Annotated in this window: 13 protein-coding genes and 1 pseudogene; 8 read left to right on the top strand and 6 right to left on the bottom strand. The window is 74.7% G+C overall.

What is annotated here, in order from left to right; translation table 11 throughout:
* Positions 1-5 precede the first annotated feature (5 nt).
* The 3 genes from AB0H53_RS23240 to AB0H53_RS23230 all read left to right on the top strand — a co-directional run bounded on the left by AB0H53_RS23240 (position 6) and on the right by AB0H53_RS23230 (position 2,302).
* Positions 6-488, top strand: a complete 483-nt coding sequence (locus tag AB0H53_RS23240; RefSeq protein ID WP_362116491.1) for a hypothetical protein — start codon at positions 6-8, stop codon at positions 486-488.
* A gap of 506 nt (positions 489-994) precedes the next feature.
* Complete coding sequence (locus AB0H53_RS23235) at positions 995-1,123, top strand: hypothetical protein (RefSeq protein ID WP_362116488.1); 129 nt, start codon at positions 995-997, stop codon at positions 1,121-1,123.
* 3 nt (positions 1,124-1,126) lie between these two features.
* A complete protein-coding gene (locus AB0H53_RS23230; RefSeq protein ID WP_362116485.1) occupies positions 1,127-2,302 on the top strand; it encodes a methyltransferase domain-containing protein in 1,176 nt (391 codons plus the stop codon).
* A gap of 109 nt (positions 2,303-2,411) precedes the next feature.
* On the opposite strand, the pseudogene AB0H53_RS23225 reads toward AB0H53_RS23230, so the two are convergent.
* Positions 2,412-2,563, bottom strand: a pseudogene (locus AB0H53_RS23225) (DUF2236 domain-containing protein); the annotation flags it as partial.
* A 15-nt stretch (positions 2,564-2,578) separates the two neighbouring features.
* On the bottom strand, positions 2,579-3,457 hold the full coding sequence (locus tag AB0H53_RS23220) for an alpha/beta fold hydrolase (RefSeq protein ID WP_362116482.1): 879 nt from the start codon (positions 3,455-3,457) through the stop codon (positions 2,579-2,581).
* Positions 3,458-3,469: 12 nt separating this feature from the next.
* On the opposite strand from AB0H53_RS23220, the gene AB0H53_RS23215 reads away from it, so the two are divergent.
* Complete coding sequence (locus tag AB0H53_RS23215; RefSeq protein WP_362116479.1) at positions 3,470-4,690, top strand: MFS transporter; 1,221 nt, start codon at positions 3,470-3,472, stop codon at positions 4,688-4,690.
* 171 nt (positions 4,691-4,861) lie between these two features.
* Complete coding sequence (locus AB0H53_RS23210; protein ID WP_362116476.1) at positions 4,862-5,038, top strand: hypothetical protein; 177 nt, start codon at positions 4,862-4,864, stop codon at positions 5,036-5,038.
* A gap of 189 nt (positions 5,039-5,227) precedes the next feature.
* On the opposite strand, the gene AB0H53_RS23205 is transcribed toward AB0H53_RS23210, so the two are convergent.
* The gene (locus tag AB0H53_RS23205; RefSeq protein ID WP_362116473.1) at positions 5,228-6,463 is read right to left on the bottom strand and encodes a cytochrome P450; all 1,236 of its coding nucleotides are present in this window, start codon (positions 6,461-6,463) and stop codon (positions 5,228-5,230) included.
* A gap of 335 nt (positions 6,464-6,798) precedes the next feature.
* Here AB0H53_RS23205 and AB0H53_RS23200 point away from each other — a divergent pair, with 335 nt between their 5' ends.
* Entirely contained in the window at positions 6,799-7,299 is a 501-nt protein-coding gene (locus AB0H53_RS23200) for a GNAT family protein (RefSeq protein ID WP_362116470.1), read from the top strand.
* Between the two features lie 110 nt (positions 7,300-7,409).
* On the opposite strand, the gene AB0H53_RS23195 is transcribed toward AB0H53_RS23200, so the two are convergent.
* Both AB0H53_RS23195 and AB0H53_RS23190 read right to left on the bottom strand, forming a co-directional pair.
* The gene (locus AB0H53_RS23195) at positions 7,410-9,026 is read right to left on the bottom strand and encodes a peroxidase family protein (protein ID WP_362116467.1); all 1,617 of its coding nucleotides are present in this window, start codon (positions 9,024-9,026) and stop codon (positions 7,410-7,412) included.
* Positions 9,023-10,363, bottom strand: a complete 1,341-nt coding sequence (locus AB0H53_RS23190) for a cytochrome P450 (RefSeq protein WP_362116464.1) — start codon at positions 10,361-10,363, stop codon at positions 9,023-9,025. The genes AB0H53_RS23195 and AB0H53_RS23190 overlap by 4 nt, the downstream gene beginning before the upstream one ends.
* 398 nt (positions 10,364-10,761) lie before the next feature.
* On the opposite strand from AB0H53_RS23190, the gene AB0H53_RS23185 reads away from it, so the two are divergent.
* Positions 10,762-11,775 (top strand): fatty acid desaturase, encoded by a 1,014-nt coding sequence (locus AB0H53_RS23185; protein WP_362116461.1) that lies wholly within the window; start codon positions 10,762-10,764, stop codon positions 11,773-11,775.
* Between the two features lie 195 nt (positions 11,776-11,970).
* Positions 11,971-13,200 carry a beta-ketoacyl-[acyl-carrier-protein] synthase family protein gene (locus tag AB0H53_RS23180; protein ID WP_362116458.1) on the top strand — a complete coding sequence of 410 codons (1,230 nt, stop codon included), beginning with the start codon at positions 11,971-11,973 and terminating at the stop codon, positions 13,198-13,200.
* 54 nt (positions 13,201-13,254) lie between these two features.
* On the opposite strand, the gene AB0H53_RS23175 is transcribed toward AB0H53_RS23180, so the two are convergent.
* Positions 13,255-13,563, bottom strand: coding sequence for a hypothetical protein (locus tag AB0H53_RS23175; protein ID WP_362116455.1), 309 nt, complete (start codon positions 13,561-13,563; stop codon positions 13,255-13,257).
* Between the last annotated feature and the right edge of the window lie 9 nt (positions 13,564-13,572).

Here is a 13,572-nt window from a genome sequence, read left to right as displayed (position 1 = left end):
TACCGGTGGCACGGCGGAGATTCGCGGTGCGGCCCCGGCCGGGGCCGGCGCACCCGGGCGCGGCGTGGCTGGCGTCGGTCACGGATCTGCCGTCGATCATCCACGCCGAGTGGGCCGACACCGCCGACCGCCTCGCCGAGATCCCCCTCGGCGTCCGGTTCGACGTCCTGCGCGTCGTGGACCGCCTCGGCCTGCCCGTGCTCGACCAACTCGCCAACGCCGCCACGGTGACGCTCGGCCCGGTGCTGCACTGCCAGCCCCGCCAGACCGTGGAGTTCCTTGTCCCGGCCGGGACCGCGGCGGTGTGGCGACCGCTGCCCTACACGGTCTGCGCCGGCCGGGGCGCCACCCTGCGCTGCCCCATCCCCGGCGAGACCAGCCGGGGCCGCACCTGGCTCTACCCACCCGCCGGTGACGGAGCCCTGACCGACCCCGGACTCCTGCGCCAGCGCTTGGAACCGCTCACCCTGCACGGCTACCGCCTCTGATCATCGGATCGCCCATGACCCACACCACCGTGGCGTCCGCGTTCGAGGACGCGCCGCCCCCCGGTGACCTCATCGTCGGCACCTACCTCCGCGCCCTGCGCCGAGCCACCCACGTGCGCTGGCACGACGCCGCCCGATACATCCGGCGCGACGGCTCCACCCTCAGCCGCGTGGAGCGCGCTCAGGTGCCACTGGCCCAGGAAGTCGTCTCGCTCCTGCTGTGGAGGGGTGGCTGTCGCAGATGTCCGGGGTGTGGGGCGTCAAGACCCGCAACGCCGAACAGGCCCGGCGTGCCCGTGCGCTGCGCGCGGCGCGTCAGCAGGGCTCGACCGATCATCGGCTCACGCTTTCCCCCTGGATTCCGCCCCCGCCGGGACGTGGCGAAGCTCCCCCGTGGGGTTCGGTTTCCCCGCCGGGGGCGGGCAAGACCCCTGGTCGCCGGGTGACGGTGGCGGCCGGGTGGACGCAGACACGTCAACGTCAACGTCAACCGATTGGAGAAGCACATGTTCAACCTGACCACTGCCACTGCGGCCGACGGCGGAGACAGGCTGCCCGGTGAGCCCTACCCCGGCCCGCATCCGGCGCCGACCCCCGACGGCGGCCCGGGTGTCCCCAACCTGCCCAAGGGCTGATCAATGGGTACCGACGTACAGGCGACGCGCCCCGGCCGAAAGGAGCTGGGGCGCGCACTCCAGCAGTCCGGCGCGCTCGCCTCGGGCTGGGGCCCGACGTTCGCGGCCGTGGACCGGGCGCTGTTCCTGCCCGACCTCATGTGGCCGTACGACACCGAGCGCCGTACCAGCGTTGCCGTCGACAAGGCGGAGGATCCGGGCACCTGGTACGCGGCGGCCGACAGCAACACCCCGATCGTGACGCAGTGGGACGACGGCAAGCACACCGGCCGGGAGCCGGGCAGGCTGTCGACCAGTTCCTCGTCCATGCCGTCGGTCGTCTACTCCCTGCTCGGTGACCTCGCGGTGGATGAGGGCATGCGGGTGCTGGACGTGGGCACGGGCACCGGTGAAACGGCCGGCGCGCTGGCGCACCGCTGCGGGGCGCACCGGGTGGCCACGATCGAGGTCGACCCGGCGGTGTCGTCCCATGCCCGGGAGCGGCTGTGCCGGGCCGGACTGTATCCGGAGGTGGTCGTCGGGGACGGCTTCGCCGGGCACGGGGCGGGAGGCCCGTACGACCGTGTCCTCGCCACGGTGGGACTGCGGAAGGTTCCGCCCGCCTGGATCGAGCAGACGCGGCCCGGCGGGCTGATCGTCGCCCCGTGGGGAACCGACTTCGACAACGGTGACGCGGTGGCGCGCCTGACGGTCACGGACGGGCGGGCCGAGGGGCGCTTCACCCGGCTTGTGGAGTTCATGAAGCTCCGCGCCCAGCGGCTAACGGCCCCCGTGCACGCGGAGTACGTCGGTGAGGACGCCACGGACCGCGCCGACAAGTCCACCACGGACGTGGGGGAAGCCGCGTTCGTCACCGGGCAGTACACCACCCTGCCGTTCGTGCTGGGCCTGCGCGTCCGGCACTGCGTGCAGATGATCGCGCCGAAGAGAGACGGGGCACGCCCCGTGTGGTTCTACGGGGTGGGCGACCGGTCATGGGCGCGCGCGATGTTCCGGGACGGACGGGCGGAGGCCACGGTCTGGCAGTCCGGCCCGCGCCGACTCTGGGACGAGGTGGAAGCGGCCTACCAGTGGTGGCGAGCTCGGGGCACGCCGGACGTCACGCGGTTCGGGCTCACCGTGGCCCCGGATGGCCACCGGGCCTGGCTGGACGACCCGGAGGACTCTTGGCCGGTCTGACCACGGGGTGCGCGCAGCGCGCCGAGTCGGAACAGCGCGGCCGGGATCCGGCGGAGCGGCGCGGTGGCGGGGTCGGCTGCCCTGTACGCCCTGATCCGCCACCAGCGCTCTTCAGGTGCTCGGGGATCGCGTACTGCATGACACGCCCCGCGTGAGCGAGTCGAGCCCCGGAAGACCGGTGAACCGGCCGAGCCGGTCCAGCGCCCAGGCCCCCATCGGGGAGCTGTCCTCGAGGTGTTCGAGGATCCCGAGCAGGGTGGGAGCCGGCCGGGTTGGTCACGACGCCGGGCGGGACAGGAACCCCGCGACGCGTTCCCCCCACGTCCGGACATCGGCGGCTGTCCTGGACACATGCAGCTCGGCGCGCAGCAGCCCCGCCAGCGCCCGTGCCGTCGACAGGGGGTGGCCCGGGTCGCCGGCCCAGGTCAGCACCAGGCCCGGCCGGCGCAGCCCGGCGATCGCCTCCGGAGCGGGGAGGTCGGACAGTGCCAGGCCGCGCAGGACGGACGGCAGTACCCGCTCGGCCGGCGTCGGCACGACCCGGGGCAGCCCGGCCACGACGGCGGGACGCGGCCCGCTCATCCTGGCGGTGTGCCAGGCACCCGCCCCGTCCCGCTCGATCGTGTCCGCCCACTCCCGGTTGCGGCGCGCGTGAGCCGCCCGGGTGGCCCACGCCGTCGGCGGGATGAGCAGCACCAGGCGGGAGAACCGCTCCGGCGCCCGGACAGCGGCGTGCAGCACCGTCCCGCACCCCATCGACGCGCCCATGGCGTCGACGGGCCGGGCGGCGCCCAGATGGCCGAGCAGGGCCAACAGGTCGTCGGCCATCGAGGCGTAGGTGTAGTCGCCGTCGACCGGCTCGCCCGTGGACCGGCCGTGCCCCCGGGCGTCCCAGCGGACCAGGCGCCGTCCCGCGTCCAGGACCGGCGTCCAGTCGAACAGGCCCGCCCGGTCCTCGGCGGCCCGGCCGGCGAACCCGCCGTGCGCGTACACCGCCAGCGGCCCCCGGCCGGCGTCCTCGTACCGCAGCTCGGCGCCGCGATACCGGAACACCCCCTCCCTGACGGTGTGCCCGCCCAGCGCGCTCACCGCCCCGTGTCCCCGCCCGCGGTACCCGCCGGGCTCGTCGTCCCCGTCCGCCGGCCGGCTGCCCATAGTGTGATCGTCATGACCCGTACCTCCCCCCGGACCCGGCGCGGCCCACACCACGGCAGGCGTCCGGGTCACCCGGCGGCGGCGGTCGTCTTCGCCATCGGCATGGCCGGCACGACCCTCCCCACACCCCTGTACGGGCTGTACCGCGAGGAACTGGGCTTCTCCGAGCTGATGGTGACGCTGGTCTTCGCCACCTACGCCGTGGGCGTCATCGTCACCCTCCTGGTGGCGGGAAACCACTCCGACCAGGCCGGCCGGCGCCCCGTCCTGCTGTGCGCACTCGGCCTGGCCGCGGTGAGCGCGGTGTGCTTCCTGTGCGAGGGCGGGCTCCCGTTCCTCTTCGCCGGCCGGCTGCTGTCGGGCTTCTCGGCCGGGCTGCTGAGCGGAGCCGGCACCGTCACGGTGCTGGAACTGGCCCGTCCTGAGCAGAGGTCCCGGGCGGGTTTCGCCGCGACCGCGGCGAACATGGGCGGCCTCGGCTGCGGACCACTGCTCGCCGGGCTGCTGGCGCAGTACGCGCCGCTGCCGCTCTCCCTGCCGTTCCTGGCCCATCTGGTGCTGCTCGTAGTGGCCTGCGTCATCGTCCTGCTGCTGCCGGAGACGGTCCCCGGCGCCCGGGCCCGGGTCCGGCCCAGGCCACAGGGCCTGTACGTACCGGCGCGGGCGCGGGGTGTCTTCGCTCCCTCGGCGCTCGCCGCCTTCGCCGGGTTCTCGCTCCTCGGCCTGTTCACCGCCGTGGCACCGAGTTTCGTCTCCCAGACCCTCGGCACGGCCAACCTGGCCGTCTCGGGACTGGTGGTCTTCTCGGTGTTCCTCGCCTCCACGGCGGGACAGTCGCTCACGGGCCGTGTGCCGGTCGCCACCGCCCTGCCGCTCGGCTGCCTGGTGCTGGTGGCGGGTCTCCTCCTGGTGGGCTCCTCCCTGTGGTTCAGGGCGCTGCCCCTCCTGGTGCTCGGCGCGGTCTGCGGTGGACTGGGCCAGGGCCTCGCCTTCCGCGCCGCGCTGACGGCGGTCGGTGACGCGGCCCCGCCCGCCCACCGGGCGGCCACCGTCTCCTCGTTCTTCGTCGTCGCCTACACGGGCATCTCCCTGCCGGTCGTCGGCGTGGGCGCGCTGACGATGTGGCTGGGCCTGCGCACCGCCGGGCTGGTCTTCACCGCCTGCGTGACCCTGCTCGCCGCGGCCACCGGGCTGCGCCTGCTGCGGCGGCCCGCCACGGCACCGCCGAACTGACCGGCCGGGCGGTGGAACCCGGGTGCCGGGCCCCTCCCGGGCACCGCCCCCGCACGCTCGGCACCCGGCGCGCCGGCGGCGGACCGGTGACCGCGGCGCACGTTTCGCGCCGCGTGGTCTGAGCGCGTGCAGGGCGGGCACACGGGTGGCACCACTCGAAGGGAGCTCCTCATGCTCGGTATCGCCGCGGCGGTGTTGTTCTTCATCGCGTTCCTGATCAACGCAGCCGACATCACCACGAACGACGTCTCCTCCTCCGGCAACGTCATGCTGCTCGGTCTGACGCTGCTGGCTCTCCACGTCGCCGGGATCGGAGGCGGCTGGGGCGGCCGCGCCCGCAGACGGTGACCGGCGCGGGCACGGCTGCCCGGCGATGAACCAGCGGCGCCGCGCGGGGCACACGAAGCCCCGACGCGGCGCCTGCGTGTGCGTACCGGCGGGCGCGGGTGCGGATGGGTGCGGGCCTGGGTGTGGCGCGGGTGCGGGTGTGGCGCGCGGGCCGGTGAGGGCCGGGGCGGAGCCGCCCTTCCGTGAGCGTCAGGCGGTCGCGGGCCGCAGGCGCACCGGAAGGGTCCGGTGGCCGTTGCTGATCAGCGAGGCGACGGGCCGCAAGTCCTCGGCCGGCACCGCGAGTCGGGCCTCCGGGAAGCGGTCGAAGAACGCCTCCAGGACGGCCGCGACCTCAAGACGGGCGAGAGGCGCGCCCAGGCAGAAATGGACGCCGAACCCGAAGGCGAGGTGCTCCTTGGTGACCCGGGTGACGTCGAAGGTGTCGGCGTCGGGACCGTGCCAGCCGGGGTGGCGGTTGGCCGCGGCGTAGGAGGCGAGGATCGCCTCGCCCCTGGCGATGGTCCGCCCGTCCGGGAGGGGGATGTCGGCCAGTGCGTAACGCAGGGGCAGGTGTTTGACGGCCGGCTCGTGGCGCAGGGTCTCCTCGACGACGGCGTTCCAGTCGGCGCGGCCCGAGCGGACGTGGCCGAGCTGTTCCGGGTGGGTGAGCAGCGCGGTGACGGCCTGGTCGATGACGTTGACGGTGGTCTCGTAGCCGGCACTGATCATCAGCAGGAGCGTGTCGCGCAGCTCGTGCTCTGCCAGTGCCGATCCGTCGCCGTCCTCGTCGCGGGCCGTGATCAGCAGGGAGATCATGTCGTCACCCGGCTGGGCGCGCTTGGCGGCGATCAGGTCGTCCAGGACGCCGTAGAGCCGCTCGGCGTTCGCGGCGGCGAGGTCGGAGGTGAGCGTGGTGTCGAAGACCCCGTCGACGAGCGCGCGGAAGCTCTCGCGCCGTTCCTCGGGCAGTCCCATGAGGTGGCCGATGACGGCGATGGGCAGCGGGTGGGCGAGGCGCTCGCGCAGATCGGCGGTCCCACCGGGCGGGACGGCCTCCAGATCGTCGACGAGGCGGGTGACGATGTTCCCGACGGTCACCTTCAGCGCGGCGATCCGGCGTGCGGCGAACGCGGGGGCGACCAGCCGGCGGAGCCTGCGGTGGTCGCTGCCGTAGGCGGTGAACATGTTGTTCACCGCGATCCACAGGGACAGCGGCCAGTGCGGTACGACGCTGTCGAACGCCGGCCAGTGCCGGCGGGCGTCCTTGGACACGTCCGGGCTGGTGAGCAGGGACTTCAGCAGGGCGGGGTCGGTCACGGACCACGCCGGGACGCCGAGGACGTCGACACGGGCCGCGGCGCCCTGGGCGCGCAGCAGCCGGTGTTCGGCGTGCCGGTCGGCGCCGGCGGGGTCGAGGACGATCGGGGTGGACTGCTGGGCCACGGCGGAGCTCCTTCGGAGGCGGCTGGGCGGAGACGGACGGGCCATCGGGGCACGGTGCGGAGCGCCGGCCACCGGGGCGGGCGGTTGCCGGGGCGCGGGACCGCGGATCGGGGCGTACCAAGCTACCCCAGCGGGCCCGCCAGAAGCTGACGGCCACTCAAAAACCGAGTTCCAACGGGCGTTGGGTGCGCCGCCGCCACCCCTCACGGTGACCTCGCCGCCGGGGGCGCGGCGTGGCCGCCCCCTACCGCCCGGCCCCCGACGGACGGCGGGCTCCGGGCAGCAGGGTGGGGCCAGCCGCCCCACCGGGAGGCAGCCGGTGGCAGGATGCCGCCATGCGCTCCGACGTCACACTCCGGCCCCTCGACCGGGCCCTGCTCATGGCACTGCTCCGGACGGCCGTCGAGGACGCCGATCCCGCCGAGGTGATGCCGCCGGTGCCGGGTCCCGGTGGCTGGACCCCCGGGCGCCGGGCGGCGTTCGTCCGGTTCCACGAGTCGCGATCACTGGCGGCCGAGCCCGTGGAGAGCACCTTCGCCGTCGTCGTGGGGGAGCGGGTCGTCGGAGCCGCCCGGCTGTGCCCGTTGGGGACGGCCGCCGGCGCGGTCGAGGCCGGAGTGTGGATCGGGCGGTCCCACCGGGGTCGCGGAGTGGGCGGGGCGGTGGTGAGGGGCCTGCTGGAACGCGCCCGCGGCAGCGGGTTCGACACCCTGTTCCTGCGCACCACCCCGGACAACACGGCTGTCCGGGCCCTCGCCGCCGGTATCGGTGTGGAACTCGTCCAGGAGGGCGACGCCGCCACGGCGTGGGTGGACCTCACCGCGGAAGCACGGTAGGCGGGGCGGCGCCACCCCGCGGGCCGTGGCCCGCGCACCGGCCGGCCGGTGGCGCTGCCAACGCGCCCGGCCTGCCCGCCGTGCCCCGGCCGGGGGGCCGTCGGGCGCGCTCAGCCCTCCCGGCCGCCCGGCGCGTCCTTGGCGTACTTCACCCCCAGGGAGACCAGGTACCGCCCGTCCCCCTCCGGCACGTTGCGGTGGACGATGTCGGACAGGGAACGGGTCTGCCGCAGGACGGCCAGTCCCTCCGGGGAGAAGGTGGCCGGGGTGAACAGTCTCGGGGACAGCAGCGGGTTGGTGAGGGCCTCCGAGAACGAGTCGATGCCGATGATCCGCCCGAGCAGATTGCCGAACAGGCTGCCGTGCCGGCTGTCCTCGGCGAAGATCCCGACGTACAGATCCAGCTCGTCCACATCGGCGTACATGTCGTGCAGCGCCTCGCGCACCGCCGGGTCGCCGGAGACCTGACGAAGGTCCGTGACGCGGGGGAACCCGAAGTGCTCCCGGTAGTCGTTGTAGGTGGCCACCCGCAGGTCGCGGCCGACCACGACGCTGTGGGCCTCGATGGGCAGCAGGAGCGGGTCGGTGTTGAACAGCCCCATCCGCCCGGCCGGCTGGCGGGAGAGGTCGTCGAAGAGCGGCCCCAGACCGCGCTCCTCCACGATCCGGCCGTTGGCCAGCGTGTGGAGCAGCGGCACGTCCTTGCCACCGATCCGGTAGCTGGACGGGATGAGGCTGTGCCAGCGGTAGACCAGGCTGAACTCGATGGTCGACCAGTTCTCCCGGTGCCAGGCCGCCTTGACCGTGCGCAGCGGATCCATGATGAACCGGAAGTGGTAGGGGGTCAGGTGGTTGATGTACTCCTCCAGCACCAGCCGGATCGTCATCACCACCAGGACGTTGCGGGTCGTCTGGAACACCCGCTCGTCGTCCCACGACGGGTGGGCCCTGCTCAGCAGCCCCGCGATCCGGTTGTGCTCGCGCAGGAACAGCACGTTCACCAGCATCGGTCCGATGTGGGCGTGCGCCCGGTCGCCGCCGGTGGCGAACACGGTGTCGCGCATCGGCTCGGGCACGTCCTCCCACCGGGCCGGCCGCAGCGGGCCGAACTCGTCTTTGATCCGCCCGTTCTCGCAGAGCAGCGGGGGGAACTCACCACCGCCGACGGTGCGGCTCTTCAGCCGCCCACCCTCGAACTCCCGCAGGCAGGAGGTCACTTCCGCGTCCGACCCGTAGAGCTGCACCAGGTCGATGGTGTGCGGTGAGTCGGTGCGCCGGGCGTCGCCGTCGCGGCCGTGACCGCGCAGGAAGCCGTCGGTGAACCACTGGGCGAAGGCGGGCAGCAGCGCGGTCGAACGCGCGCAGCTCCGGCCGGCGCCTTCGCGGCGGAAGAGGTCGGCCGCCTGCTCCGGCGCGGGGCGCCCGGGGTGCGCCGCGGGATCCGGGGGGAGGTGACGGCCCACGTAGGAGCGGTCGGTGAGCGAGGGCCACGAGGTGTACGGCGCCATCGTGCTCAGCGGGTGGGGGCGCGGAGGTGCCTTCAGGATGGCGAGGTCGGTCAGTACGGCGTTCGCCCTGCGGTGCAGCCACCGGTTGTTCTGGACCGTCCGCCACAGCGGTGCGTAGTGCGTCAGGACATGCGACTCGACGCGGTTGCGCAGCCCGTCCCGGGAGGGGTCGCGGCCGTCGCCGGCCGGCCCGTGCGCCGTGCGGGAGGTGGTGGTCATCCGTTGCCTGCTCTCCGGGGGGACGGCGCGCTGCCCGCGGTCACGGTGTAGTGCTGGGGGTAGGGGGTGCCGGCGTAGTCCATCGCTCCCTCCGGCCCCGGCAGGGGCCTGATGCCGGGCCGCAGCAGCACCCGCCGCACCATCTCCGGGAGGATCGCACGGGCCGGGTACTTGCCCACGCAGTCGTGCGCCCCGTGGCCCAGCACCATGTTGTGCACCGGCGTGCGGTCCGGACGGAAGGCGTACGGATCCTCGACCACCGCCTCGTCGAACATCGCCGATGCCATGGCCGCGTGGACCACCGTGCCCGCCGCCAGACGGGTCTCGCGCTCGGTCCCGGCCGCCAGGACGTGGCTCCGTACGCACAGCCTCGGTGTCGACGGCACGAAGGGATGGAAGCGCAGGGCCTCCCAGACGTATCCGTCGAAAGCCGCCGGCTCGGACGCGGACCCGGTGTCGGGCTCGGCCGCCAGCCGCTCCGCCTCGGCCAGCGCCTCGGGCCGCGCGGCCAGTTCCTTCAGCGCCGTCGCCGCGCACTGGGTGGCGTTCTGCTGGTATCCGATGAGGTAACCGGCCAACTGGTGGTTGACGCGCTCGTCGTCCATCTCCCGGCCCGTACCCGGCGGGAGCACGGTCCGCAGCATCCGGCCGAGTACGTCCGCCGGCTCCGGACCGGCGTCCGCCGAGGCGGCGGCCCGCCGCCGGGCGATGACGCCGGCCACCAGGTCGTGGAGTTCCTTGCCGGCCGCCACGCCCGAGGCGTGCACCTCCGGGTCCCGGCCGGGGTTGGCGAAGACCGCCCACTGCACCCTGCGGGACAGATCGTGCAGGGTCCGCTCCGGCACGCCGCTGAAGCCGAGGTACTCCACGGCGATACGGGCGGCGACCGGCGCCGAGTACTCCTGGATGTAGTCGAACGTGGTGCGGCCCTCACCGCGCGCCGTCGTCACCGCCCGGTCGAGCGCGCTGTCGGCGAGCCGGGCCGTGAGCCGGCGGACCGGGTCGAAGTCCTCGGCCGGCAGCATGAGCTGCCCGTGGCCGCGGTCGTGCCAGTGGACGTCGGCACCGTCCCGGGCGAGCATGAACGGCCCGTGCAGCACCTCCTCCAGTACCGGTCCGTACGCGCCCACGGTGAAGACGTCCGGCGTGGACAGCACCTCCACCACGTCCGGCATACGGGTGACGAAGACGCCCGCCGGGGTGGCGAACACGGGACGCCCGGCGCGCAGTTCGGCGAAGAGGGCCGGCCCGTCACCCTTCATGTGCCGGCGCAGCAGCGCGACACGCCGCGCCGGTTCGGACTCGGGGATGGCGTCGTACGCCGCGAGGAAGTCCATGTGCCTACCCAGACGTGGCAGGGCGGCGCGAACGGCCGCCGGCGGGTGTTTCGCCCATTACGGCACGACGGGACCCCCGGCGCACCCCGGTCACGCCGGCGGTGTGAATGATCCGCCCGGTCCACCGGCCCGGCCGCGCGCCGCCGTCCCGCCGCCCGGGCGACCGCCCAGCATGGGGGCCGGGGACCGGCCCCGGCAGAGACAGGAAGGCCAGTCAGCATGCTCCGACGAGGCGAACCATCCATGGCGCCCCCCGTGTGTGTGGCACCCACCCCGGGGCCGGCCCCCGGGGCACGGGCCGGAACGCCGGACCCGGGCCCCTCCAGGGCCCCGGAAGCCCCCGCACGGCACCGCGCGCGCCACCCGCGCCGACCGGACCGGCGCGCCGGAACCGCCCGGTGACCGCCGCGCCCGGAGGCGGAACCGGAACCCCGCCCGCCGGCCGCCCGGCAGCCACCGTCCAGGTCACCGGCGGGGAGTACACCGGCTACCTGGTCGGCATCATCATCCTGCCCTTCGTGTTCCTCGCCGCCGCCCTGCCCGTCGCCTGGGAGTGGGGCGCCCGCCCACTCGACCTGGCCCTGGGCCTCGGCATGTACGTGGTGTCCATCGCGGGCATCTCGACCGGCTACCACCGGCACTTCACCCACCAGTCGTTCAAGGCGGCACGGCCGCTGCGGATCGCCCTCGCGCTGGCCGGTGGCCTGGCCATGGAGGGCCCGGTCTCCCTGTGGGTCGCCGAGCACCGCCGCCACCACCAGTTCTCCGACCGGGAGGGCGACCCGCACTCACCGTGGGCCTTCGGCACCGGACGCCGGGCCCTGGTCAAGGGCCTGTGGCACGCGCAGATCGGCTGGTTCGCGCGACGGCGCCGCGCCGACATCGCCCACTACGCGCCCGACATCCTGCACGACCCCGACATCAGCCGCCTGGACCGCTGGTACTGGCTCACCGTGACCGTGTCCCTGGCGCTGCCACCGCTGGTGGCGGGACTGTGCACCATGTCCTGGTACGGGGCGGCCACCGCGTTCTTCTGGGGGAGTCTCGTCCGCTACGCCCTGGTCCACCACGTCACCTGGTCGGTCAACTCCGTCGCCCACGCGTTCGGCCCGCAGCACTACGCGAGCCGCGACCAGTCCCGTGATGTGCGCTGGGTGGCCGTGCTCACCTTCGGAGAGGGCTGGCACAACCTGCACCACGCGGACCCGACCAGCGCCCGGCACGGCGCGCTGCGCGGCCAGTTCGATGCCACCGCCGCGCTCATCGGGCTCTTCGAACGCCTGGGCTGGGCCCATGACGTGCGCTGGCCGGACCGCACCCGCCTCGCCGCCCGTCGCCTCGCCCCGGCCGGCCCCGCCGGCGGCGCACCCGCCGACGGGTCCCGGACCCGTGGACGTCACACACCGGAGTGAACGGACCGGTCGGCCGGTGTGTCGCGGCGTTCCGGTGGCGCCGCGGCGGGCCGGTGCAGTGATAGGCAAGCACCGTCCCATCACCCCACCCGTCCACACCGGCGCGCCCGCCGCCCGCCCCCCTCGCAGCCCGGCCCGCCCGCGCGGGCCGGCGGCGGTCATCGGGCCCGTCCTCTGTCTGCCGGAGGTGTCCTGTTGGACCCCAGTAACCGCGACGCCGCCGTCACCGGCATCGGACTCCTGTCACCGGCGGGAACCTGCCCGCGGGAGTCATGGGCGACCATGCTCCGCGGCGCGTCGACGGCCCGTCCCGACCCCGTCCTCGCCGGGCTGCGGACCAACTTCTCGTGCGCCGTCCCCGATTACCCGGTCCGCGCGCTCCTCGGCCACGCGGTGACGCGCCGCCTCGACCCGTACGCCCAGATGGCCGTGGTCGCCGCGCGCCAGGCGGTGAACGACGCCGGTCTGGACCCGGGGGAGTGGCGCGCCGAACGCGTCGCGGTCGTCCTGGGAGTGGGCAGCAACAGCCTGCACTCGTACGAGGAGCCCTTCCGGCTCCTGCGCGACGACCGCAGCGACCGTGTCTCGCCCCTCCAGATCACCCGCAGTGTGCCCAGCATGGCGGCCGCCGAGGTGGCGCTCGACCTGGGCGCGCACGGCGTCAACTTCACCACCAGCAGCGCCTGCGCCTCCGGGGCCACCGCCCTGGGGACGGCCCTGGACCTGCTGCGGGCCGGGCGCTGCGACATCGTGCTGGCGGGCGGGAGCGAATCGGCCCGCAGCCGGATGACGGCGGCGTGCTTCGGCCAGATGCGCGCCATGTCCGCCCGCCGCGGCGATCCGGGCGCCGCCTCACGGCCCTTCGACACCGAACGGGACGGCTTCGTCCCCGGCGAGGGCGCGGCCGTCCTGGTGCTGGAACGGGCCGAGGACGCACACCGGCGCGGCGCCGCCGTCCACGGCTACCTGGCCGGCTACGGAGCCAGCGCCGACGCCCACCATCCGGCGGCCCCCCATCCGGAGGGGCGCGGCGCGGGTGCCGCGGTGCTGGCCGCGCTCGACGACGCCGGCTGCGCCGCCGGGGAGATCGACCACGTCAACGCGCACGCCACCTCGACCCCGCTCAACGACGCCACCGAGGCACGGCTGCTGCGGCGCCTCTTCCGGCACGACCCGCCGGTCACCGCCAACAAGAGCGTCATCGGCCACGCGCTGGGTGCCGCGGGTGCCATCGAGGCGGCCCTGACCGTGCTGAGCCTGCGGCACGGCGTGATCCCCCCGACGGCCAATCTGCGGCGCCAGGAAGCGGGTGCGGAGCTGGACGTCGTCACCGGACGGCCCCGGCGGTCCCGGATGCGCACCGCCCTCAGCACGTCGTTCGGGTTCGGCGGCCAGAACACCGCACTGGTGCTCCGGGCGCCCTGACCCGGCCCGGATGGGCGGGCCGGCGCCGGGCACCACCGGGCCCCCGCTGGCGGGTCAGCCCGCGCGGCCCTCGGCCGTCAGCGGGCCGCCGGCCCCGCCCCGTCCCACGGGGCCACCCGTCGCCCGTTCCGCGTGCCTGCGCACCGAGGCCGCGGCCGCGAGCAGATCCTCGGTGGCCGCCCGGCAGGACCGCGCCTGCCGGCGCAGCGTCGGCACGCACCAGTCGGGTACCTGCGGCCGGCCCTCCAGCCGGGCCGCCTGCGCCAGCAGTCGCTCCGCGGCCCCGGCCAGTGCCTCCGCCTCGGCCCGCAGCCGTTCCTCCAGCGCGTCCAGTCGCTGGTCGCGCACGGCGTCGATGGTCATACGGTCTCC

The organism is Streptomyces sp. NPDC050856, from assembly GCF_040653855.1.
GTDB lineage: Bacteria > Actinomycetota > Actinomycetes > Streptomycetales > Streptomycetaceae > Streptomyces.
This window is presented reverse-complemented; position numbering and strand designations above follow the sequence as displayed.

Coding starts and splice junctions, on each gene's coding strand:
- AB0H53_RS23215 (WP_362116479.1), top strand. CDS start 3,470: ATGACCCGTACCTCCCCCCGGACCCGGCGCGGCCCACACCACGGCAGG.
- AB0H53_RS23210 (WP_362116476.1), top strand. CDS start 4,862: ATGCTCGGTATCGCCGCGGCGGTGTTGTTCTTCATCGCGTTCCTGATC.
- AB0H53_RS23220 (WP_362116482.1), bottom strand. CDS start 3,457: ATGGGCAGCCGGCCGGCGGACGGGGACGACGAGCCCGGCGGGTACCGC.
- AB0H53_RS23190 (WP_362116464.1), bottom strand. CDS start 10,363: ATGGACTTCCTCGCGGCGTACGACGCCATCCCCGAGTCCGAACCGGCG.
- AB0H53_RS23200 (WP_362116470.1), top strand. CDS start 6,799: ATGCGCTCCGACGTCACACTCCGGCCCCTCGACCGGGCCCTGCTCATG.
- AB0H53_RS23235 (WP_362116488.1), top strand. CDS start 995: ATGTTCAACCTGACCACTGCCACTGCGGCCGACGGCGGAGACAGGCTG.
- AB0H53_RS23195 (WP_362116467.1), bottom strand. CDS start 9,026: ATGACCACCACCTCCCGCACGGCGCACGGGCCGGCCGGCGACGGCCGC.
- AB0H53_RS23230 (WP_362116485.1), top strand. CDS start 1,127: ATGGGTACCGACGTACAGGCGACGCGCCCCGGCCGAAAGGAGCTGGGG.
- AB0H53_RS23175 (WP_362116455.1), bottom strand. CDS start 13,563: ATGACCATCGACGCCGTGCGCGACCAGCGACTGGACGCGCTGGAGGAA.